Source organism: Nonomuraea sp. NPDC050691 (assembly GCF_040654455.1).
Taxonomy (GTDB): Bacteria; Actinomycetota; Actinomycetes; order Streptosporangiales; family Streptosporangiaceae; genus Nonomuraea.
Window position 1 is genome coordinate 1 of the sequence record NZ_JBFAIA010000097.1, and the last position, 23,524, is coordinate 23,524.

Here is a 23,524-nt window from a genome sequence, read left to right on the forward strand (position 1 = left end):
CGGTTGGCCTACGCCATCTTGGACGGCACTCTCATCCCGATCGACCGCCTGGCCGATGAGCGGCCGTACTACAGCGGCAAGCACAAGCAGCATGGGGTGAACGTGCAGCTGCTGGCCGACCCGATGGGCCGGCTGGTGTGGGCCTCGCCTGCGCTGCCGGGCGCGGTGCACGACCTCACCGCGGCTCGGAGGGTCGGCCTGATCGACGCCTTGACCGGCGCCGGCGTCAAGACCTTCGCGGACAAGGGCTATCAAGGTGCCGGCGGCACGATCCGCACGCCGTTCAAGCGGCATCGTCACCGTAGATGGTTGTCACGCGGGCAGCGAGAGGTCAACCGCTCGCATGCCCGCATCCGCGCCATCGGCGAGCGCGCCGTTGCGACCTTGAAGTCCTGGAAGGTACTGGCCAAGCTGCGCTGCTGCCCGCATCGCGCGACCACGCTCGTGCAGGCGATCCTCGTGCTGCAGCTCGTCGAAGAGGGCCGTTACCCAGGATGAAAAAGGCTCATTGATCATCAAATTAGGTTTGATCGTTTAGAGAAGGGTGATCGCCTGGCCGGGTCGTGATCCCCTGGGCGAAGTTGATCTTTCTGGCGACATTGAACTCCCGGCCGACAGCAGCCGTAACTCCGGACAGCCACAATCTCCAGGCTGTGCACAACGGGCCCTGCTGTGCACAGCGACGCCGGTCCTGTGCATGGCAACGCCCGGCGTGTGCACCGCGACGCCGGTCCTGTGGTTAACGGTGTGCGGGCCTCGGACGACGGACAACGGAGGACCCCGGGAGCGGGAGAGCGTCGGGAAGCCCGAGAGGGCTGGGGGGTCTTTCGGGCGTGTCGATATCCCTGGTTGTCAGGGCCGTAAACTGCCGGAAATTTGCCTTGTCAGTTCCCAAATCGCCCCCCTGTCAGCGGTTTACTGGACGCGCGCACAATTAACCGGCTGGAGAGCCTTCATATCCTGGCAGACGCTGCGTAGACTCCCGGCACCGGCCAAGGTGATCCGGCGGAACTGCGGACTCAACCGGAAGCGGCACCCACAACCCGGATGGTGCCGCACCCGCCAGCCGACGTTCGCAGCACCGCCCGGGCAGGACGACCGGTCTTGCCGAGGAGAACCCGATGTTTAGGCACGTGCTGGCCGCCGAGCCAGCGTCCAATCTGGCCCTGAACGGTAACAATCTCACCATCGTGATCGTGGTCGCCGCGGTCGCACTGATCGCCCTTGCCGTCGCCGGCGGCTTGGTGCGTGAAGTGCTGCGCGCCGACCAGGGCACCGAGCGCATGCAGAACATCGCCCGGGCCGTGCAGGAAGGCGCAGCCGCCTACCTGACGCGGCAGTTCCGCACGTTGGCGATCTTCGTCGTCGTGATTCCCTTCCTGCTGCTCCTGCTGCCGGGCGAGACCGATGTGCGCATCGGCCGCTCCATCTTCTTCGTGGTCGGCGCGGTGTTCTCCGCGTTGACCGGATTCATGGGGATGTGGCTGGCTGTGCGCGGCAACGTGCGCGTCGCCGCCGCGGCCCGCGACACCGGCGAGAAGCGCGCCATGCGCATCGCCTTCCGCACCGGCGGCGTCGCCGGCATGTTCACCGTCGGCCTCGGCCTGCTGGGCGCGGCGGTCGTCGTGTTCCTGTACCAGGGCGACGCGCCGGGCGTGCTCGAAGGCTTCGGCTTCGGCGCGGCGCTGCTCGCGATGTTCATGCGTGTCGGCGGCGGCATCTTCACCAAGGCCGCCGACGTGGGTGCCGACCTGGTCGGCAAGGTCGAGCAGGGCATCCCGGAGGACGACCCGCGCAACGCCGCGACCATCGCCGACAACGTGGGCGACAACGTCGGCGACTGCGCCGGCATGGCCGCCGACCTGTTCGAGTCGTACGCGGTCATGCTGGTCGCCAGCCTGATCCTGGGCAAGGTCGCGTTCGGTGAGCAGGGCCTGATCTTCCCGCTCATCGTCCCGATGATCGGTGTGGTCACCGCCATCATCGGCATCTTCGTGACCGGCCTGCGCGACCGCGACCGCAGCGGCATGGCCGCCATCAACCGCAGTTTCTTCATCTCGGCCGCCATCTCCGCGGTGCTCGTCGCGGGTGCCGCGTTCTGGTACCTGCCGGACAGCTTCAGCGGTCTGAGCGGCTCGTCCGTCCAGTCCGACGCCGACCCGCGGCTTATCGCCATCGGCGCGGTGCTCATCGGCCTGGTGCTGGCCAGCGCCATCCAGCTCCTGACCGGCTACTTCACCGAGACCAACCGCCGCCCGGTCCGCGAGATCGGCGAGAGCTCGGCCACCGGCCCCGCCACCGTCATCCTCGCCGGCATCAGCGTCGGCCTGGAGTCGGCCGTCTACTCCGCGCTGATCATCGCGGGCGCGGTCTACGGCGCGTTCCTGCTGGGCTTCGGGAACGTGACGATCGCGCTGTTCGCGGTGGCGCTGGCCGGCACCGGCCTGCTCACCACGGTCGGCGTCATCGTGTCCATGGACACCTTCGGCCCGGTCTCCGACAACGCGCAGGGCATCGCCGAGATGTCCGGCGACGTCGAGGGCGAGGGCGCGCGGGTGCTGACCAGCCTCGACGCCGTCGGCAACACCACCAAGGCCATCACCAAGGGCATCGCGATCGCCACGGCCGTGCTCGCGGCGACCGCGCTGTTCGGCGCGTTCCGCACGGCGGTGGAGTCGCAGCTCCCGCAGGCGTCGTCGTTCAGCCTCAGCATCGACCAGCCGAACGTGCTGGTCGGCCTGATCGTCGGCGCGGCCGTGGTGTTCCTCTTCTCCGGTCTGGCGATCATGGCGGTCGGGCGGGCCGCGATGCGCGTGGTCTTCGAGGTACGCGACCAGTTCCGCAACAAGCCGGGCATCATGGACGGCTCCGAGAAGCCCGAGTACGGACGGGTCGTCGACATCTGCACCCGCGACTCGCTGCGCGAGCTGGCCACGCCCGGCCTGCTGGCGGTCATGACGCCGATCGCGGTGGGCTTCGCCTTCGGGTACGCCCCGCTGGGCGCGTTCCTGGCCGGCGCGATCGCGTGCGGCACGCTGATGGCGGTGTTCCTGGCCAACTCCGGTGGCGCCTGGGACAACGCGAAGAAGCTGGTCGAGGACGGTCACCACGGCGGCAAGGGCTCCGAGGCCCACGCCGCGACCGTCATCGGCGACACGGTGGGCGACCCGTTCAAGGACACCGCCGGTCCGGCCATCAACCCGCTGATCAAGGTGATGAACCTCGTCGCCCTGCTGGTGGCGCCGGCCGTCGTGCTGTATGCCGGGAATGCCGCCCTGCGGGTCGGCGTCACGGTGGTCGCGCTGGCGGTGGTGGTGGGGGCCATCGTGGTCTCCAAGCGCCGCTCGGCGACCAGCGAGCCGGCCAACGACCACAAGCGAGAGCAGACCCCGGTCGCGTCCTAGGGCGCGGGTCGCGTCCCGCCCTCTGGTCTGGCGGGGCGCGTCGGCTGGTCTGAGCGGCGCGGGCCGCATCGTCTGAGGCGCCCGTCCTTCCCGGTGATGCCGGGGAGGACGGGCGCTTCCGCGTTCCGGGCACGGCCAACGGTGTGGCGTTCTGGGCGCGCGTTCGGCTCAGGAGGGCGGGCGCTGGGTGCTTCGCTGCTCGGGCCTGGAGTCAGGGGTGTGGGGCAGGGGCAGGGTGTCAGAGCCAGGCGGCAGAGGCAAAGCGGGCAGGGGGCCGGGGTGAGGCGTGGGATGGGGCGCGGACCTGGTTGGGCGGGGGCGTCCCCGATCAGATGATCGGTCCCGTACGGGACACCTGACCCCCTCGATGGGAAACTGTGCGGATGAACGACAAGCGGCCCACCGGCGGAAAGACGCTGGCCTTCATCCTGCTCGCCATGCTGGTCATCCTGGCGGCGATCGTGGCGCTGGCCATGTGGGCGTCGAGGGGGGTGTGACGAGGTGCCGACGCTGATCGTGCTCCGCCACGCCAAGGCCGCGCACGTGCTGGGGTTGAGCGATCGGGAGCGGCCCCTGACCGAGCGGGGCGAGCGTGACGCCGGGCGGGCCGGTGACGAGGTGCGGGCGCTGGGGCTCGTGCCCGACCTGGTGCTGTGCTCACCGGCCGAGCGCACCAGGCGCACCGCCGAGCTGGCCTTCCCGGACGTCGAGGTGAGCTACGAGCGCGACATCTACGAGGCGTACCCGGACGAGCTGCTGGAGCTGGTCAGGCGGACCGATCCCGAGGTCGGCACGCTCGTCCTGTGCGGGCACAACCCTGGGGTCCACGAGCTGGCGCTCGGGCTGGCGGGTGGCGAGTACGGGTTCCGGCCGGGGTCGTTCGCGGTGATCCGGACGGGATCGTCCTGGGTAGACCTGTCCCCAGGGGAGGGAGACCTGGTGACGCGCTGGGATCCCAAGGAACACTGACCAGGGGCGACATGCATGCGGGGGGCCGCCAGAGCGTTGCGCGAAGGGTTCGCGCTGCCGGCGCGGCCTCCGTGGGGGTACGGGCTGCTGTGCGGGGTGGCCGTGTCGGGGCCGCTGTTCGCCGGGGTCACGGCGGGGGTGCCGCATGGGGGCGCGTTCGTGGCGCTCGGGGCGTATCTGACGGCTTTCGGCGACATGTACGGCAAGCCGTACGCGCAACGCGCCTGGAACCTGGTCGTCAAGCTGGTCCTGGTGCCGGCGGGGATGGCGCTGGGGATGCTGGTCGGGCCGTACCCGTGGTGGGGCGCCGTGGCGATCGGCCTGGTGGCGGCGGCCGCCCGGTGGCGGATCGTCGGGACGCCGCCCGCGATCGCGGCGGTCCTCGGCTTCTACCTGCACGTGCCGGTCGGGCCGTCGGGGCCGCTGGAGATGGCGCTGGGCGCGGCGTGGTTCTTCGTCCTCGCGATGGCGCCGTGGCCGGTGCGGCGGCTGGACCCGCTGCACGAGGCGCTGAGCGGGGCGCGGGAGTCGCTGGCGTCGATGCTCGACGGCGTCGACCTGGACGACGCGGGGTGGGGGAAGCGCCGGGAGCGCGCGGCGAAGGCGCTGGAGGCGGCGGCCACGGCGTCGGCCGCCTTCCACGCGGGTGAGGACAACGCCCGCTCGTCCGACGCCTACGTGCGGACGCTGGTCCGCGTCTTCGTGGAGACGGTCGCGCTGCGCAGGCTGCGCGCGCAGGCGGCGGACCAGGACCGCCGGAGGATCGAGGAGGTCGTGCGGGCCCGGGCGGAGGAGGACCGCCGCGGAATCGACGGGGTCGTACGGGCCCTGACCGTGGCGCTGCGCACGAAGACGCCTGAGGACGTGGAGGCGGCGCTGGCCGCGGCGGCGGCCTTCGGGGAGTACGTGGGGGAGCAGCGGGCCCGGGCCGGCGCCGATCCGGTGTCTCTGCGGCGGATGGCGGTCCTGGGGCAGGTGCGGCGCTCCCTCGATCGGATCGGTGTGGGGGTGCGCGGGGTCGGGGTGTTCGCGGCGCGGGGGATCCGGGTGCCGGCGGTGGTCGCGAGGGCTTGGCGGCCGGTGGTGTGGCGGCCGTTCTGGCAGGGCGGCCACGGCTGGTGGCGGCCGGCGCGCCTGCGGAGGGCGTGGCGGCGGGCGGCCCGTTCGCCCCGGCGGGCGTGGCAGGCGTTGAAGGCCGGTGGAGCGGCCGAACACCTGGGACGGCTGGGCATCGCCGTGACCGCGGCGATGCTGCTCATGATCGGCACCCACGAGGTGTACGGCAAGTGGTTCGTGATCACCGTGATGCTGGCCCTGCGGTCCACGTACGGCGACACGGTGGAGCGCGTGGTGCTGCGCGTGGCGGGCACCGTGCTCGGTGCGGCCGTGGCCGCGGTGATCCTGGCGGCGGTGCCCGGGCCGTACACGATCGCCGCGACCGTGCTCGTGTTCGCCACGGTGGGGTACGCGTTGCGCGAGGTGAGCTATGGCTACTGGATGGTGTTCGCGACGCCGCTGGCCATGATGCTGGCCGACTTCTCCACCCCGCTCGACTGGCGAGCGGCCGGGGCCCGGCTGCTGCTGACCGCGGGGGGCGGCCTGCTGGCGCTGGCGGCGGGGCGGCTGCTGTGGCCGCGCAACGAGCGGGGACGGCTGCGCACCCGTACGGCGGAGCTGCTGGAGCAGCACGCGGCGCTGGTGGGCGCGGTGGCCGAGCGCGACCTCGACGCCGTGCTGGGACACGCGGACGCGGCGGGGCAGGCCGCCGACGCCCTCACCGCGTCCCTGGACAAGCTGGGCAAGGAGCCGGGCGGACGGGTGCCGCAGGAGCTGCGGGAGGCGGTCACGGCGGCCCGCAGGCTGCGGGACGACGCGCTGGTGGTGGCGTCCGTGCTGCGCGGCTCGGAAGTGGGCTCCGACGCCACGGTCGCCGTGCTGGACGCGGTGGCGGACCGGTTGGCGGCCGTGGCGGAGACCGTGCGCAGCGGTGAGCCTCCTCCTGAGGCGGACGAGCTGGAGGAACGGCTCGCCGAGCTGGCCGGCGAGGTCAGCTCGATCATGAAGGAGGCGGTGGCCCGGGAGGCCGCCCAGGAGGCAGCCGAGACCGCTCAGCAGACAGCCGAGGCCTCCCAGGAGACGGCCGAGGTCTCCAAGGAGGGGGCCGGGAAGCCCCCGGCAGGCGGGGACGCGTCGGCGGTGCGCCGTCAGCTCCGGCTGACCGTGACGGCGCACCCCGCGCTGCGTTCCCTCTGCTCCGACGCCCTCGAACTGGCCCGCGAGGCCGCCGGGCCGCTGACCCAGCGGGTCAGCGGGTGAGCGCGGTGTCCTCGGCGTCGGCCGCCTCGACCTCGTCGCGTGAGATGCCGAGCAGATAGAGGATCGAGTCGAGGTACGGCGTGTTGACGGTCGTGTCGGCCGCCTGCCGCAGCACCGGCTTGGCGTTGAAGGCGATGCCCAGCCCGGCGGCGGCGATCATGTCGAGGTCGTTGGCGCCGTCGCCGATGGCCACCGTCTGGCTGATCGGCAGCCCGGCCTCCCTGGCGAACCGTTCGAGTGCCCGCGCCTTGCCCGGCCGGTCGACGATCTCGCCCGCGACCCGGCCGGTGAGCCGCCCGTCGATGATCTCCAGGACGTTGGCCGCGGAGTAGTCGATGCCGAGGTCCTCGACGAGGGCGTCGGTGATCTGGGTGAAGCCGCCGCTGACGATGGCGAAGCGGTAGTCGAGCCGCTTGAGCGTGCGGACGAGGGTGCGCGCGCCGGGCGTGAGCACGACCTCCTGGCGCACCTGCTCCAGCACGTCGGCCGGCAGCCCTTCGAGCAGGGCGACCCGGCGGCGCAGCGACTCGGCGAAGTCCAGCTCGCCCCGCATGGCCTCCTCGGTGACCCGGGCGACCTCGTCCAGGCAGCCGGCGTGCGCCGCGAGCAGCTCGATGACCTCGCCCTGGATGAGCGTCGAGTCGACGTCCATGACGACGAGCCGCTTGGCCCGCCGGGACAGGCCGGTGCGCTGCACGGCCACGTCCACCTGCTGGGCCGCCGCCTCGGCGGCCAGCTCGACGCGCAGCGCGTCGGGGTCGGCGCCGGAGACGGACAGCTCGATGCAGGTGACGGGCCACTGGGCGAGGCGCTCGATGCGGTCGATGTTGGCGCCCGCGGCGGCGATGCGGCCGGCGATGCCGGCGATGGCGGCGGGCTGGAGGGTGGCGCCGAGGACGCTGACCGAAAGCCGGCCGCGGCGGCGCTTCTCCTTGGCCAGGGAGCCGGTGGAGAGTTCCACCTCCATGCCGAGGTCCTCGGCCACACGCTCCACGGAGGTCCACAGGGCCCCGAGGGTGGTGCCCGTGCCGGTGGACGGTCCGCCGGCGTAGGCGACGAGCACGCCGAGGGTTAGCCGCCCCCGGATGACGACCTGCTCGATGTCGGAGACGGTCACCGGGAAGCCCGACAGGACGGAGAAGAGCCGGGAGGTGACGCCGGGCCGGTCAGGGCCGTTGAGAGTGATCAGGAGGGTCCGCTGGTCCACATCCAGTCACGCTACTGTGCCGCGCGGGGTGGACGCGGACCAGGGGTGGGTGTTCATGACCTGGATCACTGCCGTTCACCGCGCCAGCAGCAGGTGGGAGTCGCCGAACTCGTGCCACAGGTACCCCTCCCGCAGCGCCTCCTCGTACGCCCGGGCCAGGCTCGCCGGGCCGGCGACGGCGGTCAGCATCATGAGGTGGCTGGAGCGCGGCTCGTGCAGCCCGGTGAGCAGGCCGGTGACGGCGCGTACCCCGTCGTCGGGGGTGACGACGCGGCTGGTCCAGCCCGCCGACGCCGTGACCCGCCCGCCGGCGTCCACCGCCGTCTCCAGGGCGCGGACGACGGTGGTGCCCGCCGCGACGACCCGCCCGCCGTTGCGCCGGGTGAGGTTCACCAGCCGCGCGGTCGGCGCCGGCACCTCGTACCGCTCGGCGTAGGGCGGCTCGTCCTTCTCGGGGGAGGCGACACCGGTGTGCAGGGTGATGGGCGCGATCTGCACGCCGCGCGCCACCAGCGCCGTCACGAGCGCGGCGCTGAACGGCCGGCCCGCGCTGGGCATCTCGGCGCTTCCCGGCACGGTGGCGAACACGGTCTGGTAGGCGTCGATCGGCCAGTCCCTGTCCACGTAGGAGTAGCGGATCGGCTTGCCGTGCTCGCGCAGGTACGGCTCCACGTCCCGGTCGAGCCGGGCCCGCCACAGCCGGGGCGTCTCCCGGCCGAGCAGCCGCAGCGTGGCGCCTCCGGGCAGCGGCAGCCACTCGCCGGGCTCCCCTCCCGCGTACGGCTCGGAGGCGGTGCTCGTACGGCGGCGCAGCTCGACCAGCCATGTGCCGTCCTCGCGCGCGGTGGAGAAGTGGACGGCGAGCCGGTCGAGCCGGACGGCGGCGGGCAGCGTGGCCGAGTTGTTGACCACGACGAGGTCGCCGGGCGCGAGCAGCGAGGGCAGGTCCGTGAACCGGTGGTGCGCGGGCTCGTCGTCGCCGCGGGAGACGAGCAGGCGCACCCCGTCGCGGGCCAGCCCTCTGGCCTCGGGCGGCTCGTGCGCGGAGAGGGTGTCGGGGAGGGCGAAGTCGAGGGTCGCGGTCACTGGAGGCTCACCCTTCCGGTCAAGGTCGCGGTCACTGGAGGCTCACCTTTCCGCTCGCGGGCCGGGACGTGACCAGGTCGCGCAGGGCGGCGGCGACCTTCGCGGGGTCGGCGGCGCCGGCGGCCTCCTCCCGGCCCACGGCGTCGGCGAGCATGCGGGTGTTCATCTCGCCGGGGTCCACCCACCAGACGGCCAGGTCGGGCTCCTCGGCGGCCAGCACGTTGGACAGCTGCTCCAGCGCGGCCTTGGTGGCGCCGTAGCCGCCCCAGCCGGGGTAGGCGCCCGTGGCGGCGTCGGAGGTGACGTTCACGATCGCGCCGCTCCGGCGGCGCAGCGCGGGGAGCGTGGCCTGGACGAGCGCGAGCGGCGCGGTGACGTTGGTCTCCAGCAGCAGCTTGAACGCCTCCAGCGGGTACGAGGCCAGCGGCGGCAGCGGGGTCACGCCGAGGCCGCTGGCGTTGTTGACCAGCAGGTCCAGCTCCGGTACGGCCAGCGACAGCCGCTCGACGTGGGCCGGGTCGGTCACGTCGCCGGCGATGGCGGTGGCGCCCAGCTCGGCGGCGACCCGGTCGAGGTCGTCCCGGCCGCGCGCGGTGAGGACGAGGTCCCAGCCGGCCTCCGCCAGCGATCGGGCGAGGGCGAGGCCGAGGCCACGGGAGGCGCCGGTGATCAGTGCGGTGTTCGTCATGTCTCGACGGTAGGAACGCCGCGCCCGCGGGACATCGGGCCGCGGACCTGTCCGGGTCTGGGCACTTCGTCCTAGGACCTTCGCGGGAGGGACTGCGGAGCGGGGAACCCTAGAGTGGGACCGTGACATCGGACCGTGAGGAGTTCCCGCAGGAGAGCCGGTCCGTGACGTCGGACCGCGAGGAGATTCTGCAGGCTGTGAGCACCGCCGTGCTCGCCGTCACCCGGCACCTGTCGGTGCGCGAGGTGCTCCAGGTCATCGTCCGCTCGGCGCAGCGGCTCCTGGACGCCCGCTACGCCGCGCTCGGGGTGCCCGACGAGGACGGCTCGTTCGCGGAGTTCGTCGCGGAGGGGCTGACCGGCCGGCAGTGGGACGCGATCGGGCCCTTGCCGCGCCAGCACGGCATGCTCGGCGCGATGCTGCGCGACGGGGCCCCGGTGCGGCTGCCGGACCTGCGCGACGACCCCCGTTTCGAGTGGTGGCCGAAGGCGCACCCGGTGATGAAGGACTTCCTCGGTGTGCCGATCCGCGACGGCGACGAGGTGCTCGGCATCATCTTCCTGGCCAACAAGCGCATACCGGGCGGATTCACGGCGGCTGACGAGGAGCTGCTGACGCTGTTCGCGGCGCACGCGGCGATCGCGCTGACCAACGCCCGGCTGTACGAGCGCGGACGCGAGCTGGCCATGCTGGAGGAGCGCAACCGGATGGCGCGGGAGCTGCATGACGCGGTGACGCAGAAGCTGTTCTCGCTGCGGCTGACGGCCCAGGCCGCCGCCACCATGCTGGAGAAGGCGCCGGACAGGGCGGCGGCGGAGCTGGAGCGCGTGCAGCGGCTGGCCGGCGAGGCGCTGGCCGAGCTGCGCGCGGTGATCGTCGAACTGCGCCCGGCGGAGCTGGACCGCCACGGCCTGGCCGAGACGCTGCGCAAGCACGTGCGGCTGCTGGACCGGCTGCACCCGGCGCGCGTGGTGTTCGACTGCGACGAGCCGCCGCCGCTCGACCCCGCCGCGGAGGTGGCGCTGCTCAGGGTGGCGCAGGAGGCGCTGCACAACGCGCTGCGCCACTCGGGCGCCTCCGAGGTGGCGGTACGGCTGTGCCACGCGGGCGGCAAGCTCTCCCTGTCGGTGTCCGACGACGGCGCCGGCTTCGAGCAGGGCGGCTCGCGCGGCCTCGGCCTGGTGTCGATGCGGGAGCGGGCGGAGTCGGTGGGCGGGATGATGACCGTGGACTCGGCGCCGGGCCGGGGGACGACGGTCCGCGTGGAGGTGGGCGTGTGATCCGGGTGCTGATCGCCGACGATCATCCGGTGGTGCGGCAGGGGTTGCGCACGTTCCTCGACCTGCAGGACGACATCACGGTCGTGGGCGAGGCGGGCGACGGGGAGCGGGCCGTCGAGCTGGCCGCGGAGCTGACGCCCGACGTTGTGCTGCTCGACCTGCGGATGCCGGTGCTCGACGGGCTGGGCGCGCTGGAGCGGCTGGCCGGCTCGCCCGCCCGGGTGCTCGTGCTCACGTCGGTGAGCGACCGGTCGGACGTCGCGCCGGCGATGCGGGCGGGCGCGGCCGGGTTCCTCTACAAGGACGTGGACCCGTCGGCGCTGGCGCAGGCCGTGCGGGCGGTCCACGGCGGGCAGGTGCTGCTCGCGCCCGAGGCGGCCGAGGCGGTGCTGCGCGCGGGCGCGGACGCCCACGCGGGCGGCGGGGGAGGCGTGCCGGGGCCGGCGCCGCTGACCGAGCGGGAGCGTGAGGTGCTCGCGCTGATCGCGGCGGGCCGCTCCAACAGGGAGATCGCCCGGAGCCTCGCCGTCGCCGAGAAGACGGTCAAGACCCACGTGTCGAACGTGCTGATGAAGCTCGGCGTCCAGGACCGCACCCAGGCCGCCCTGTACGCGGTGCGCCACGGCCTCGCCTGAAGCGCCTGAAGCGCCCTGGAGCAGGGTCAGGGGCGGTCGGGGGACGGCTCCAGGATGGCGTGGCAGGAGGCCACGAGCGCCCGCCGTACGGCCCGGTCCAGCTCGCGCAGCGCGGCGTCGCGGACGGCGACCTGCCCCGAGGTGAGCCCGCGGTCCCCGGCCAGCCGCAGCACCGTCCCGAGCCGGGCCGCGAGCGCGGCGACGCGGTGCGCCCGCGCCGGGTAGCCGGGCGCCAGCTCGCCTTCCCCGGCCCCGAGCCGGTCGGGCCGGCCGGGCGCGGGGCCGTCGACCGAGGCGAGCGCCTCGGTGGCCGCGCGCAACGCGCCGGACAGCTCCCGCTCCGCCTCCGCCACCGACGGCAGGTCGTGGCGCACGGGCCCCGCCTCGTACACCGACATCCGCACGCCCACGTACGACGAGCCGCGCCGGTCGGAGGAGGGCACCAGCCCGAGGCGCCGCTCGGGCAGCACGGCGATGACCGCCTGGCGCGCCTCGACGGCCGCGGCGTTGAACTCCGGCGGACCGGACAGGCCGAGCGGGTCTCCGGGCGCGGGCAGGGCGAGCCGGAACTCGCTGAGCCCGTCGCCGCGCAGGACGGCCAGGTGCTCACGCAGCGGCACCTCGCCCACGACGGTGGGGCCGCCGGCGCTCTCCACCCGGTCGGCGGCCTCGTCAAGGCCGACGTGACCGGCGAGCCAGGCGTTGCCCCAGGCGACCAATACCCGGCAGACAGGCGATTCAGGGTGCACCGGTCCACGATATGCGCTCGCCCTGCAATAGGTTTGTCCCGAGCGTTCTCCTAAAGGAGGGATCCGGGGATGGGTGGTCAGGTGCTGCGGCTCCAGGACGTCGTCGTCAGGCGCGACGGAGCGGCCCTGCTGCGCGGCATCGACTGGACGGTCAACGAGGACGAACGGTGGGTGGTGATCGGGCCCAACGGCGCGGGCAAGACCACGTTGCTGCAGGTGGCGGCCACGCTGATGTTCCCGACCGAGGGCGTGGTCGAGGTGCTCGGCGAGCGGCTCGGCCAGACCGACGTCTTCGACCTGCGGCCGCGGATCGGGCTGGCCAGTTCCGCGCTGGCCGAGCGCATCCCGCCGGAGGAGAAGGTCATCGACCTGGTGCTCACGGCCTCGTACGGGATCATGGGCCGCTGGACGGAGGAGTACGACTCCAACGACGTGACCCGGGCCGTCGAGCTGATCGACATGTTGGGTGCGGCGCATTTGATCCGCCGCCGGTTCGGCACGCTGTCGGAGGGTGAGCGCAAGCGGGTGCAGATCGCCCGCGCGCTGATGCCCGACCCGGAGATGCTGCTGCTCGACGAGCCCGCCGCCGGCCTCGACCTGGGCGGCCGGGAAGACCTGGTGCGCCGGCTGTCGGTGCTGGCCCACGACCACCGCTCGCCGACGCTGGCGCTGGTCACGCACCACGTGGAGGAGGTGCCGGCCGGGTTCACGCACGGACTGCTGCTGCGTAACGGCTCGGTGGTGGCGCAGGGGTCGCTCGAAGACGTGATGACGGCCGACAACCTGTCGCAGACGTTCGGGGTGCCGCTGACGCTCGACCGCAGCGCGGGTGGCCGCTGGTACGCGCGCGCCCTCTGACCTGGCCCCCCGCGTTTCCGCGCGGGGGCGGGCCCTCTAGGCTCGGGCGGGTGATGTTCTGGGAAGGGGTCGCGGTCTGCGCGGCCGGTGTGGCGGCGGGAGCCATCAACGCGGTCGTCGGATCCGGCTCGCTGATCACCTTCCCGACCCTGGTCGCGGTGGGCGTCGATCCCGTCGTCGCCAACGTGTCCAACAACATCGGCCTGGTGCCCGGCTCCTTCACCGGCGCCTACGGCTACCGCGAGGAGCTCAAGGGCCAGCGCGAGCGGCTGCTGCGGCTGGCTCCGGCCTCCTGCCTCGGCTCGCTCATCGGCGGGATCCTGCTGCTGTTCCTCGACCCGGACGTGTTCCAGGTCGTGGTGCCCGTGCTCATCGCTCTGGCGTGCGTGCTGGTCGTGGTGCAGCCCAAGCTCAACGGCTGGCTGGCGGCGCGCCGCGAGCACGCCCACCCGCACGGCGGGATCGCGCTCTGGCTGGGCGTGTTCGCCGCGGGCGTGTACGGCGGCTACTTCGGCGCGGCGCAGGGCGTGCTGCTGATCGGCCTGCTGGGCAGCTTCCTCGACGACGGCATCCAGCGGGTGAACGCCGCCAAGAACGTGCTGTCGCTGATCGTCAACGCGACCGCGGCGGTGCTGTTCATCTTCGTCGCCCGCGTCGACTGGTGGGCGGTGCTGGCCGTCGCGCTGGGCGCCATGGCCGGTGGCTTCCTGGGAGCCAGGATCGGGCGGCGCATCCCGGCTCCGGTGCTGCGAGGGATCATCGTGGTGGTGGGGATCGTGGCGATTATCAAACTGGTGTACGGATAAATTCCCGACTTTCTGGGTATAAATCCGTACATGAAGGGTGATCGGGTGGAGATCGTCATTGATGCGGGGGGCACCCCGCGCACCTACGAAGTGGTCGCCACCCGCGCGGGCCGCCGCGTCGAGGTGGCCACGCGCCGGGGCCTGGTCGAGGTCAGCGAGGTCACCCGCGGCGGCACGGCCGTACGGACCGCGCGGTTCATGTCCAGCCGCATCCTCGCCCTGGTGGAGCACCCCGCCGACGAGAACTCCGCGCGACGGTACGCCGGGGACGGCGAGGGCGAGGACTGACGGCGCGACACGGCGTGGCCGTCAGCGGAAGTCGGCGGCGTGGTCCTCGGCCCACTGGCGGAACGTCAGCGCCGGGCGTCCCAGCAGCCGCTCCACCGTGTCGGTGACCTTCTCCGGCGCCGTCACGAACGACTCCCAGCCGCGCAGCGCCCCCTCCACGAAGCCGGGGTCGCCCCACGCGGCGGTGAGCACCTGGCGCGCCTCCTCCGGCGGCATGTCCTCCCACCGCACCTCTCGCCCGACCGCCTCACCGATGACGCGCACCTGCTCGGCCTGGGTGAGCTGCTCCGGTCCGGTGATCACGTACGCCGCCCCGGCGTGGCCGCCGGAGGTGAGCACGTGCGCAGCGACCGCCGCGATGTCCTTCTCGTGGATGAGCGAGCGGGAGGCCGCCCCGAACGGCCAGCGCACCACGCCCTGCCGGATCTGGTCGGCCCAGCCGAGCGTGTTGGCCGCGAAACCGCCGGGGCGCAGGAAGGTCCAGGTCATGCCGGTGCGCTTGATGAGCCGTTCGATCCGCTGGTGGAAGATCGTCGGCTCGTCGTCGTCGCCGGCGCCGGGCACGTCCGCCGACAGGTAGACGACGCGGCGGGCGTGCTTGGCGACGGCCTCCACCACGGGCTCGGCCGTCTCGGCGGCGAACCCGGGCCAGATCAGGAAGACGGAGTCCACGTCGCGCAGCGCCGGCTCCAGCGTCTCCGGGGCGGTCAGGTCACCGGCCACCGGCTGGACGCCTTCCGGGAGCCTGGCCCGGGACGGGTCGCGCACCAGCGCGCGGACCGGGATCCCGGCTCCCGCGAGCTGGGAGACGACGTGTCTGCCGACGTTGCCGGTCGCACCGGTCACGAGGATGTCGTTCATGCCTCCGACGGTAGAACCTCAAGCAAGGTTCAGATCAAGCCCGGCCGTACCTGGATGGTGCCGTCCTTGCGCACCCGCGTCTCGAACGCCGGAGCGGGGGCCGTGGCGGGACCGTGCTTGACGGAGCCGTCCTCCAGCCGGAACGTGCTGCCGTGCCAGGGGCACACCACGCACGCCTCGCCGTTGTCCGTGACCAGCCGGCCCTGGTGCAGCGGGCCCGCCAGATGGGGGCAGCGGTCGGCGAGCACGGTGACGCCCTCGCCCCGCCGCAGCACGAAGAGCTGGATGTAGCCGAGCCGCCGCGCGACCGGCCTGCCGTCGGGCAGGTCGGCGAGCCGGCACAGGTCGTGCCAGCCGAGCGGCACCAGGTGGGCCACCTGCGGCGCGTGGTTGGCGCCGGCCGCCTGCCGGTAGGCCATGTGGCCGCCCAGGTAGGCGCCGAGGCTGCCCACGCCGAGCCCCGTCCACGAAAGGACGCGCCCGACGCGTTCGCGGCCGGCCACACGGGTCGCCAGTGACGCGGTGAACAGGCCGAGGGCCGTCACGTTCGCCAGCATGTGGACGAATCCCACGCGCTGCTGCTCCCGGTGCAACGAGGACCAGTCGGTCAGGCCGGCGGCGGCGGTGGGGAGCGCGTTGCCGATGCCGACGGCCAGCAGCAGCCGGGCGGCCCGGGGGTCGATGGTCGTGAGGTCGAGCACACCGGCCGAGGCCCAGCAGCCCAGGCTCACCGTCGCCAGCGGCGGGTGGAGGGGTTTGCCCGTGGGGACGCCGTGCAGCACGTCCCGCAACAGGCCCGGCCGGATCCGGTCACGCACGGTTTTGGCGAGCCTCTGGATGGGCTTGTCCATGGCCTTGGACTTCTCGAGCCGATCGGCCAGGTCCAGCGGTCCCCCCAAAACGCGCATCTGCCTACGTCTCGGTCGTACTATCTCTTTCACGACAAGTCCCCTACCCCAGGGGTGAGGGCATCACTCGGACAGGTGACCTCTCGCGACGGACAGCTCGACCAGCTCCATGGCGTACGCGCCCAGCGACGGCGAGCCCTCCTCGATGAGCTGTACCTTCTCCTTGACCTGCGAGGCCGTCACCCGGAACAGCGGCCACGTGCCGCCCTCGGTGTTGTGGTTGGCCAGGATCGGCGCGAAGCGGTCGAGCGCCTTGGCGAACCTCGCCTCGGGCGTCTCCCGTGCCTCGAACTCCTCCCACAGCGCCCGCATCGACGCCGCCTGGTCGGCCGGCAGCAGCGCGAAGATCCGCTCCGCGGCGGTCCGCTCGGCCGCGGCCTGCGCGGCGACGGCCACCGGGTCGTAGATGAAGGTGTCGCCGGCGTCGATCTCCACGAGGTCGTGTACCAGGAGCATGGCGATCACCCGCTGGATGTCGGTGCCGGGTGGCGCGTGCTCGGCGAACACGAGGGCCAGCATGCCTACGTACCAGGAGTGCTCGGCGTCGTTCTCCCGCCGCGAACCGTCCATCAGCAGGTTGCGGCGGATGACCCGCTTCAACTTGTCGATCTCGACGGCGAAGGCGATCTGGGCGGTCAGGCGGTCCTCTTCTGGTGCGATAGTCACGCGCGACACCTTAATGTGCGGTGATCACCCCAGTTGGCAAAATTGTAACCGGCACCCCGTTGAACACGGCATTTCCGGATGGAACATCGATCGCCGTTTCGTCCGTGAGGGCGTTCACGCTGACCCCGGGGTGCTCGGCGGCCACCGCCTGCGCGCTGCCCGCGTGTCCCCAACCGTGGGGCAGCGAGACCACGCCCGGCATGATCGCGTCGGTCGGCTCCAGCGGCACCGTGAGCTCGCCCCGGGCCGAGCGCACCACGGCCGTCCCGTCGAGACCGAGCCGGGACACGTCGGCCGGGTTGATCTGGAGCGTGCAGGTGTTGCTCCCGCCCACCAGCGGCGCGACGTTGTGCATCCAGCTGTTGTTGGAGCGCAGGTGCCGGCGGCCGATCAGCACGATCTCCGGCGGCTCCTCCTCCAGCCGGCCGCGCAGCCGCTCGACGTCCTCCACGAGCTGCGGCGGGGCCAGCTCCACCACGCCGGACGCGGTCCTGAGCACCTCGGGCAGGCGCGGCTCCAGCGGCCCGAGGTCCAGCCCGTGGGGGTGGTCGAGCAGCTTGCGCAGCGACAGGTCGCCCTTGCCGGCCCACACGCCGTACGGGCCGAGCCGCAGCATCAGGTCCAGGCGGCGCTCCGCGCCCGTCTCACCGTCCAGCTCGGCCCGCAGCTCGGCCACGTCGCGGCCCTCCACTCCGGACCCCGGCGTCTCCACCGCCCTGGCCAGCATCCCGCCGATGACGAACTCGTCCAGGTCGCCCTCCAGCCCGGAGGCGATCTGAGCGAGCCGCGACAGGATCAGCGCCTCCGACGGCCGGCCGTCCAGCGGCAGCGACGGCGGCGAGTAACGCGCGTAATTGCGCACGGCCAGGCCGAGCAGCGCGAAGTCGTAGTGGCCCGACTGGAGCACGCGCGGCGGCGGCAGGATGACGTGCGCGTGCCGGGTGGTCTCGTTGAGGTACGGGTCGACGCTCACCATGAAGTCGAGCCCGGCCAGGGCCGCGTCGAGCCGGTCGCCATGGGGCGCCGACAGCACCGGATTGCCGGCCACGGTCACCATCAGCCGGATCTGCCCCTCGCCGGGCGTCTCGATCTCGTCGGCCAGCGTGGCCACGGGCAGCTCGCCGTTCGCCTCGGGCAGGCCCCGGACGCGGCTCCGCCACCGCCCCACCGTGTACGGCCGGCGCCGCCCGGGGGACTCGGTGGCCGCCTTGGGGAACATGGCGCCGCCCGGCCGGTCGAGGTTGCCGGTCAGCACGTTGAGCACGTCCACCAGCCACTGGGCCAGCGTGCCGAACTCGGCCGTGCAGGTGCCGATCCGGGCGTACACGGCGGCGGTGGGCGCCGCAGCCAGCTGCCTGGCCAGCCGTACGACGACGTCCGCCGGCACGCCCGTACGGCGGGCCACCGCCTCGGGCGGGAAGTGCTTGGCCGCCTCCCGCACCTCGTCCAGGCCGTTGACCGGCTGCCCGACCCGCGTCAGGTCCTCGGCGAACAGCGTGTGGACCAGGCCGAACAGCAGGTAGGCGTCGGTGCCGGGCCGGACGAACACGTGCTCGTCGGCAAGCGCGGCCGTACGCGTGCGGCGCGGATCGACCACCACGAGCCGGCCGCCCCGCGCGCGCAGCGCCTTCAACCGGCCCGGGAAGTCGGGCGCGGTGCACAGCGAGCCGTTGGACTCCAGCGGGTTCGCGCCCAGCATGAGCAGGAAGTCGGTGCGGTCCAGGTCGGGCACCGGGATGGCCAGCGGGTGGCCGAACATCAGGCCGCTGGCCACGTGCTTCGGCATCTGGTCGGCGGTGCTCGCGGTGAAGACGTTGCGGGTGCCCAGGGCCTTGATGAGCGGCCCGCCGTAGAGGGATCCGGCCATGCTGTGGACGCTCGGGTTGCCCAGGTAGATGCCGAGCGCCTGCCGGCCGTACGTCTCCACGACCCGGTCGAGGTTGGCCTGGACCAGGGCGAACGCCTCGTCCCAGCCGGCCTCGCGCCACAGGTCGCCCTCGCGGATCAGCGGCCTGCGCAGCCGGTCGGGGTCCTCGTCGAGGCGGCCCAGGCTGGCGCCCTTGGGGCAGATGAAGCCCCGGCTGAACGGGTCGTCCTTGTCGCCACGGACGGCGGTGACGTGCCCGCCCTCGTCGAGGGTCAGGGTCAGGCCGCAGACGGCCTCGCACAGGGGACAGGTCCGGTGGACGGTCGTCATCGCCACTCCTGGGTTCGTGGACTGAACTCATCTTGGCTCGTACCGACCGGAGGGGGAAGCCCCGGAGCCCCCGCGATCTCCGGGGCTTCGGCCAGGGAACGCCCGGCGCGGTGGGCGCTCCCTGGGCTCAGCGGACCCTCTGCGGGGTCAGGCCGCAGCCAGGGCCCGTTCGCGCGGGAGGAGATCAGGCGGCTCCTCGAGGTCGTGGCGGAGCGCGACCCAGGCGCGCCTGCCGTACAGGCGCTCCAGCCCGGGCGGCAGGACGCCCGGCAGTTCCTCGCGCCGCACGACCTCGACCACCACGAGCTGCGCCCACCGGCGGTGCCGGTAGACGTTCGCGCTCCTCGCCCAGCAGGCCGCGGCGATCTCCTCCGCGTACGCCTCGAACTCCGCGGCGCTGATGCCGGCCCTCGTCAGGATCAGTGCCTTCTCGCCCGTGCGCGTCGGCGTGATCCACAGCACCAGCGGGATCCGGCCGGAACGGGTGTGCATGGTCGTCTCCAGGCAGGTCCGCTGGAGGCGGTGGCGGGAGACCAGGCACCAGAAGTGCGCCGTCGCCCAGTTGCGGCCCGTCCGGGTGACGGCCGGCGCGGAGACCGCTCCGGCCAGCACGGCGAACGGGGTCCAGTGGCCGCCCCGCGCCGCGCCCAGCAGCGTGAGCGCGACCAGGCCGAGCAGCGCGAGCAGCAGCAGCTCGGTGCGCCAGCGCCAGAGCCGGGCCGGCAGGCCGCTCCGGCCCGCGGCCGGCAGGTCCTCGTTGGCGGGGTAGATCTGGTTGCGGGGGTTGCGCGGCATGCTCACGACACCTCCTCGGCCACCTTGGCGGAAAGCTTGAGCTGGTCGAAGCGTGGGTCGCGGTAGACGCGGCAGCCGAACCCGGTCCGGGCCACGGTCCAGCCCCGTCGGTAGGCGAACTCGTCCGGCTCCATGCAGATCTCGCGGTCGGCCCAGGCGATGAGTTCCCGGATCCGGGACTTGATTCGCCTGAGTCCCTTGGTACCTTGTGGGTACATAGAAGACCCCTTTCGCGGCATTACTCGAGGTGGCTTCTCACGCCGGACTGCAGGCTGGTGACCGCGTCGTCGCAGGGTGGCAGCCCATATGCGGCGATCGGTGCCCGGCCTGGGTCCGGCTTTTCGGTGCTCCCCTGACCTGTGCTCGGATGAGCGGCGCTCGTGGCGAACGGTCGGGCGGAGCTGCGTGCGCGGCTTTCGTTCAGACGAAGGCGGGATCCTTCCGGCAAACGGCCTCCCTGGCGTAGATCTGCGTATCCGGGACGGCGCCGTTGCCGGTGGTGCGGCCCGCGTGGCCGCGCGTGAACGTGAGGGAGGAGCCCTCGGCGCCGGGCCGTGTGGTGTTCATCCCGGCCTCCTCGCGCGCTCGATGTCCCTCTTGGGCTTGATGGTCCTCCCGGCATTCATTGCTTGCAAGAGCGTGCGCAAGAGAAGATTTTGATTTCTTCGCATCTTGCTGGATCGATTGCCGTGCAAGTTGCATCGCAACGTGCTCCACTCTGGTGAGGGGAGTGTCCACGCCTGGTCATCGTCGAAACGCGAGGCGGCGTTCCCGCATCAATGCGTGCAACTTGCAGGGTAAGATTAGGCGAACGGTCTACCCGCCCCGGCTTCCAAACGACCTTCCCGGCTACACCTTCCTTCCCGACGAGGAGAGTGGACGGTGCCATCGCAACAGGGCAGCCCGACTGTCCGCAGGCTGAGGCTCGGCCAGGAGCTCCGCCTCCTTCGTGAACGCCACAAGCTCACGGGGGCCGCCGCCGCCAGGGAGCTCGGCTGGTCCCCCAGCAAGGTGAGCCGCATCGAGGCCGCCAAGACCATGCCCAGCGCCGAGGACGTCGAGTCCATGGCCAAGCTCTATCGCGCAGGCGAGACGAAGCTTGAGGAACTCTTCGGCCTGTTGCGGGACGCGGATCAACGAGGGTGGTGGGAGGATTACGAAGACTCTCTGCCCGGGGAGTACACAAGATTCCTCGGGATGGAGGCTGAGGCCCTGTGCCAACGCAACTGGGAACCCCAGGTCGTGCCGGGCCTTCTTCAGACCGAGGACTATGCGCGTGAGGTGATCTCGGCGCCTCGTAGCATCGTCCGCATCACGCACAGTGGTGTCCGGAGCCGGGTGGAGGCGCGCATGGATCGGCAACAGCGCGTCCTGTTCCGGCCCGACCCGCCGGAGGCGCGTTTCGTCCTGGACGAGTCGGTCCTGATGCGCAAATTCGGCGAGTCCTCGATCATGCAGACGCAGATGGAGCATCTTCTGGAGGCTTCGCTGCTGCCGCACGTCAGTATTCGCGTTCTCACCATGGAGTCGCTGCACCCGGTCAACACGGGTGGGTTCGTCCATCTCAAGTTCGCCGGCTTCGACGATGTCGTCTATCTGGAGCAGCTTTACGCCGGAGGCTTCGTCGAAGACCTCGGACGGGTCGCTGGATACGAGGCGGCTTTCGAATACCTGAGTGCGGAAGCGCTCGATGAGGACGAATCCCGCGTGCTCATCCAGCGCAAAGCCATGCTATGGCGAAATTAGCACAAGAAGGGGCAACGGCGCCCTTTTCCATATGAGGGGAAATGCAGATCAACATCAGCACGGCGGCATGGCAGAAGAGCAGCTTCTGCAACGGCTCGAGCACCTGTGTCGAGGTCGCCCCGCTCAGTGATGGCAGTGTCGCACTCAGGGACAGCAAGATCGACGGCAGTCCCGTTCTCGTCTTCACCGAAGAAGAATGGGCGGCATTCGTGGCCGGAGTGCGCGAGGGTGAGTTCGACGTGGCCGCGCTGGCGCCACGCGTATGACTCAGAACGGCCCCGGTCCGTCCGGGGCCGTTCTTGTCTTCTCCCGGCTGCTCATGCCTGAGGCCGCCGGGCACGGAGAAGCAGCGGGCTGTTCTCCCAGAAACGCCTGCCCTCGGGTGTGCCGAAGAACGCCGCGCGCGTATTCGAGGAGTACCGGTTCGGAAATCTCCCTGACCTCGTAGAGCATCTCCCAGTAAGACAGGAGAAGGTTGAGGTACGGGTGCACTCGCGAAACGGCTTGTGCCCCCGATTCGGGGACACGGGCCGTTTCACGTGCAGAGCCGGTCCTGAGCTCAGGTCACGGGGGCCGCGGTGCGGCGGCGTACGAGGAACAGGGAGCTGATCCCGGCCAGGACGGCCAGGCCCGCCAGCGCGGCCGCCGTGGACATGGAGGCCGAGGCGTGGCCCTGGAGCGAGACGAACAGCGTGCCGACCGTCGAGACCCCGATGACCTGGCCGAGCTGCATGACGGTCAGCAGCGCTCCGCTGGCGTCCGCCGCGTACTCCTCGGCGACCTGCTCGGTCGCCAGGTTCGTGACGGCCACCTGGACGCCGAGCCCGGCGCCGATGAGCGCGCTCATGACCGCGTACGGCAGGCCGCCCGCCGCCGCGAGCCCGAGGCCGACGTACGCCGGGGCGGCCACCACGTAACCGAACGGCACCAGCCGGCGCTGCAACCGGGCGGGCAGGCGCGGCCAGCCGAGCCCGACCGCCGCGAACGCGAGTGCGCACGGCACGAGCATCATGCCGGAGGCCAGCGGCGTCAGGTGCAGCTCGCCCTGGAGGTGCAGGGCCGAGGTGAACAGGAACGCGCCCCAGGTCGCCGGACCGAACAGCAGGACGCCCAGCCCCGGCCGCATGCCCGGGGCCCGCAGGACCGACGCGTCGACCAGCGGCCGGCCGCCCCGCGCGGTCACCCAGCGCTCGACCCGGACGAACACCACGAACATCACCACGCTGAGCCCCATGGAGATCCAGCCCCAGAGCGGCCAGTGCAGGTCCCTGCCCAGCACCAGCGGCACCACGAGCAGCAGCACGGCCGCCGACAAGGTCACCAGGCCCGCCGGGTCGAGCCCGGTGCGCCGGGCGCCGCCCCCGTCGGCGGGCAGGACCTTCACCCCCGCGGCCAGCAGCAGCACGGCGATCGGCACCATCACGAGGAACACGATCCGCCAGCCCGCCCCCAGCCCGAGCAGGACGCCGCCCATCGCCTGGCCGACCACGATGCCGCCGCTGATCACGGCCGACCACAGGCCGAGCGCCCGGCCCCGGGCCGCGCCCTGGTAGTTGCGCTGGATGAGCGTCATCACCTGCGGCATCATCAGCGCCGCCCCGGCGCCCTGGACCAGGCGGAAGGCGACCAGCCACCCCGTCGAGGGCGCGAGGCCGGCGCCGAGCGTGGTGACGCCGAACAGGGCCAGACCGCCCAGGAAGGCGTTGCGGTAGCCGAACAGGTCTCCCACCCTGGCGCCGGTGATCAACAGGACGGCGTAGACAATGGTGTAACCGGCCACGATCATCTGGAGTCCCGCGCCGGAGGAGTGCAGGTCCGCCCGGATGGTCGGCGTGGCCACGTTGACGATGTTGACGTTGAGGATGGCCAGGAACTGCCCCACCAGGATGACCGTGAGGAGCAGGCCGCCGGCCCTGGTCCTTTCCGGCCGTTGTGCGGCCGGAGAGGAGGGGGAAACGGCTGTTTGGGTCATGATCCCATGATGGGGGCATTCTGATACCAGTAACGAGAGCCTCTTTATACTGGTACTGGCACCACCTGGATCACCCCCGCCAGGCGGCCCATA

Annotated in this window: 23 protein-coding genes and 1 pseudogene; 11 read left to right on the top strand and 13 right to left on the bottom strand. The window is 72.1% G+C overall.

Features of this window, described 5'->3' with window-relative positions; translation table 11 throughout:
* From AB0H81_RS28345 to AB0H81_RS28360, 4 genes are all read left to right on the top strand, one after another.
* The coding region (locus tag AB0H81_RS28345) for a transposase family protein (RefSeq protein ID WP_358380658.1) at positions 1-498 on the top strand (498 nt) is incomplete at its 5' end.
* A 623-nt stretch (positions 499-1,121) separates the two neighbouring features.
* On the top strand, positions 1,122-3,404 hold the full coding sequence (locus tag AB0H81_RS28350) for a sodium-translocating pyrophosphatase (protein WP_358380660.1): 2,283 nt from the start codon (positions 1,122-1,124) through the stop codon (positions 3,402-3,404).
* A 501-nt stretch (positions 3,405-3,905) separates the two neighbouring features.
* The gene (locus AB0H81_RS28355; protein WP_358380662.1) at positions 3,906-4,373 is read left to right on the top strand and encodes a histidine phosphatase family protein; all 468 of its coding nucleotides are present in this window, start codon (positions 3,906-3,908) and stop codon (positions 4,371-4,373) included.
* Positions 4,374-4,388: 15 nt separating this feature from the next.
* Positions 4,389-6,689, top strand: coding sequence for an FUSC family protein (locus tag AB0H81_RS28360; RefSeq protein ID WP_358380664.1), 2,301 nt, complete (start codon positions 4,389-4,391; stop codon positions 6,687-6,689).
* On the opposite strand, the gene serB is transcribed toward AB0H81_RS28360, so the two are convergent.
* From serB to AB0H81_RS28375, 3 genes are all read right to left on the bottom strand, one after another.
* Positions 6,679-7,896 (bottom strand): phosphoserine phosphatase SerB, encoded by a 1,218-nt coding sequence (gene serB / locus AB0H81_RS28365; protein WP_358380666.1) that lies wholly within the window; start codon positions 7,894-7,896, stop codon positions 6,679-6,681. The genes AB0H81_RS28360 and serB overlap by 11 nt on opposite strands.
* Positions 7,897-7,971: 75 nt before the next feature.
* The gene (locus tag AB0H81_RS28370) at positions 7,972-8,982 is read right to left on the bottom strand and encodes an S-adenosylmethionine:tRNA ribosyltransferase-isomerase (protein WP_358380668.1); all 1,011 of its coding nucleotides are present in this window, start codon (positions 8,980-8,982) and stop codon (positions 7,972-7,974) included.
* A gap of 31 nt (positions 8,983-9,013) precedes the next feature.
* Positions 9,014-9,670 (bottom strand): SDR family oxidoreductase, encoded by a 657-nt coding sequence (locus AB0H81_RS28375; RefSeq protein WP_358380670.1) that lies wholly within the window; start codon positions 9,668-9,670, stop codon positions 9,014-9,016.
* Between the two features lie 122 nt (positions 9,671-9,792).
* Between AB0H81_RS28375 and AB0H81_RS28380 the strand changes: the two genes are divergently transcribed.
* Positions 9,793-10,950, top strand: coding sequence for a GAF domain-containing sensor histidine kinase (locus tag AB0H81_RS28380; RefSeq protein WP_358380672.1), 1,158 nt, complete (start codon positions 9,793-9,795; stop codon positions 10,948-10,950).
* Positions 10,947-11,585, top strand: a complete 639-nt coding sequence (locus AB0H81_RS28385; RefSeq protein WP_358380674.1) for a response regulator transcription factor — start codon at positions 10,947-10,949, stop codon at positions 11,583-11,585. Before AB0H81_RS28380 ends, AB0H81_RS28385 begins: the two co-directional genes overlap by 4 nt.
* 26 nt (positions 11,586-11,611) lie before the next feature.
* Here AB0H81_RS28385 and AB0H81_RS28390 read toward each other — a convergent pair whose 3' ends face one another.
* On the bottom strand, positions 11,612-12,334 hold the full coding sequence (locus AB0H81_RS28390) for a hypothetical protein (RefSeq protein WP_358380676.1): 723 nt from the start codon (positions 12,332-12,334) through the stop codon (positions 11,612-11,614).
* A 69-nt stretch (positions 12,335-12,403) separates the two neighbouring features.
* On the opposite strand from AB0H81_RS28390, the gene AB0H81_RS28395 reads away from it, so the two are divergent.
* From AB0H81_RS28395 to AB0H81_RS28405, 3 genes are read left to right on the top strand one after another with little or no spacing between them, the layout of a single operon-like run.
* Complete coding sequence (locus tag AB0H81_RS28395; RefSeq protein WP_358380678.1) at positions 12,404-13,192, top strand: ABC transporter ATP-binding protein; 789 nt, start codon at positions 12,404-12,406, stop codon at positions 13,190-13,192.
* 50 nt (positions 13,193-13,242) lie between these two features.
* A complete protein-coding gene (locus AB0H81_RS28400) occupies positions 13,243-13,998 on the top strand; it encodes a sulfite exporter TauE/SafE family protein (RefSeq protein WP_358380680.1) in 756 nt (251 codons plus the stop codon).
* A 30-nt stretch (positions 13,999-14,028) separates the two neighbouring features.
* On the top strand, positions 14,029-14,286 hold the full coding sequence (locus AB0H81_RS28405) for a hypothetical protein (RefSeq protein ID WP_175604263.1): 258 nt from the start codon (positions 14,029-14,031) through the stop codon (positions 14,284-14,286).
* Between the two features lie 21 nt (positions 14,287-14,307).
* Here AB0H81_RS28405 and AB0H81_RS28410 read toward each other — a convergent pair whose 3' ends face one another.
* The 7 genes from AB0H81_RS28410 to AB0H81_RS28440 form a co-directional block, all read right to left on the bottom strand.
* Complete coding sequence (locus tag AB0H81_RS28410; protein WP_358380682.1) at positions 14,308-15,147, bottom strand: NAD(P)H-binding protein; 840 nt, start codon at positions 15,145-15,147, stop codon at positions 14,308-14,310.
* A gap of 29 nt (positions 15,148-15,176) precedes the next feature.
* Positions 15,177-16,055: a Rieske 2Fe-2S domain-containing protein gene (locus AB0H81_RS28415; RefSeq protein ID WP_358380684.1), complete on the bottom strand. Its 879-nt coding sequence runs from the start codon at positions 16,053-16,055 to the stop codon at positions 15,177-15,179.
* A 63-nt stretch (positions 16,056-16,118) separates the two neighbouring features.
* On the bottom strand, positions 16,119-16,730 hold the full coding sequence (locus AB0H81_RS28420) for an HD domain-containing protein (RefSeq protein ID WP_358380686.1): 612 nt from the start codon (positions 16,728-16,730) through the stop codon (positions 16,119-16,121).
* Between the two features lies 1 nt (position 16,731).
* Positions 16,732-18,918: a molybdopterin-dependent oxidoreductase gene (locus AB0H81_RS28425; protein ID WP_358380688.1), complete on the bottom strand. Its 2,187-nt coding sequence runs from the start codon at positions 18,916-18,918 to the stop codon at positions 16,732-16,734.
* 147 nt (positions 18,919-19,065) lie between these two features.
* A complete protein-coding gene (locus AB0H81_RS28430; RefSeq protein WP_358380690.1) occupies positions 19,066-19,719 on the bottom strand; it encodes a hypothetical protein in 654 nt (217 codons plus the stop codon).
* Entirely contained in the window at positions 19,716-19,931 is a 216-nt protein-coding gene (locus AB0H81_RS28435) for a hypothetical protein (RefSeq protein WP_358380692.1), read from the bottom strand. Before AB0H81_RS28435 ends, AB0H81_RS28430 begins: the two co-directional genes overlap by 4 nt.
* Before the next feature lie 202 nt (positions 19,932-20,133).
* Positions 20,134-20,280 carry a hypothetical protein gene (locus tag AB0H81_RS28440; RefSeq protein ID WP_358380694.1) on the bottom strand — a complete coding sequence of 49 codons (147 nt, stop codon included), beginning with the start codon at positions 20,278-20,280 and terminating at the stop codon, positions 20,134-20,136.
* Between the two features lie 315 nt (positions 20,281-20,595).
* Here AB0H81_RS28440 and AB0H81_RS28445 point away from each other — a divergent pair, with 315 nt between their 5' ends.
* Positions 20,596-21,459, top strand: a complete 864-nt coding sequence (locus AB0H81_RS28445) for a helix-turn-helix transcriptional regulator (RefSeq protein ID WP_358380696.1) — start codon at positions 20,596-20,598, stop codon at positions 21,457-21,459.
* 41 nt (positions 21,460-21,500) lie between these two features.
* Positions 21,501-21,725 (top strand): DUF397 domain-containing protein, encoded by a 225-nt coding sequence (locus AB0H81_RS28450; RefSeq protein WP_358380698.1) that lies wholly within the window; start codon positions 21,501-21,503, stop codon positions 21,723-21,725.
* A gap of 1 nt (position 21,726) precedes the next feature.
* Here the strand turns inward: AB0H81_RS28450 and AB0H81_RS28455 are convergent.
* Both AB0H81_RS28455 and AB0H81_RS28460 read right to left on the bottom strand, forming a co-directional pair.
* Positions 21,727-21,957 (bottom strand): annotated as a pseudogene (locus tag AB0H81_RS28455) (hypothetical protein); the annotation flags it as partial.
* A gap of 61 nt (positions 21,958-22,018) precedes the next feature.
* Positions 22,019-23,431: an MFS transporter gene (locus tag AB0H81_RS28460; protein WP_358380700.1), complete on the bottom strand. Its 1,413-nt coding sequence runs from the start codon at positions 23,429-23,431 to the stop codon at positions 22,019-22,021.
* Positions 23,432-23,524 lie beyond the last annotated feature (93 nt).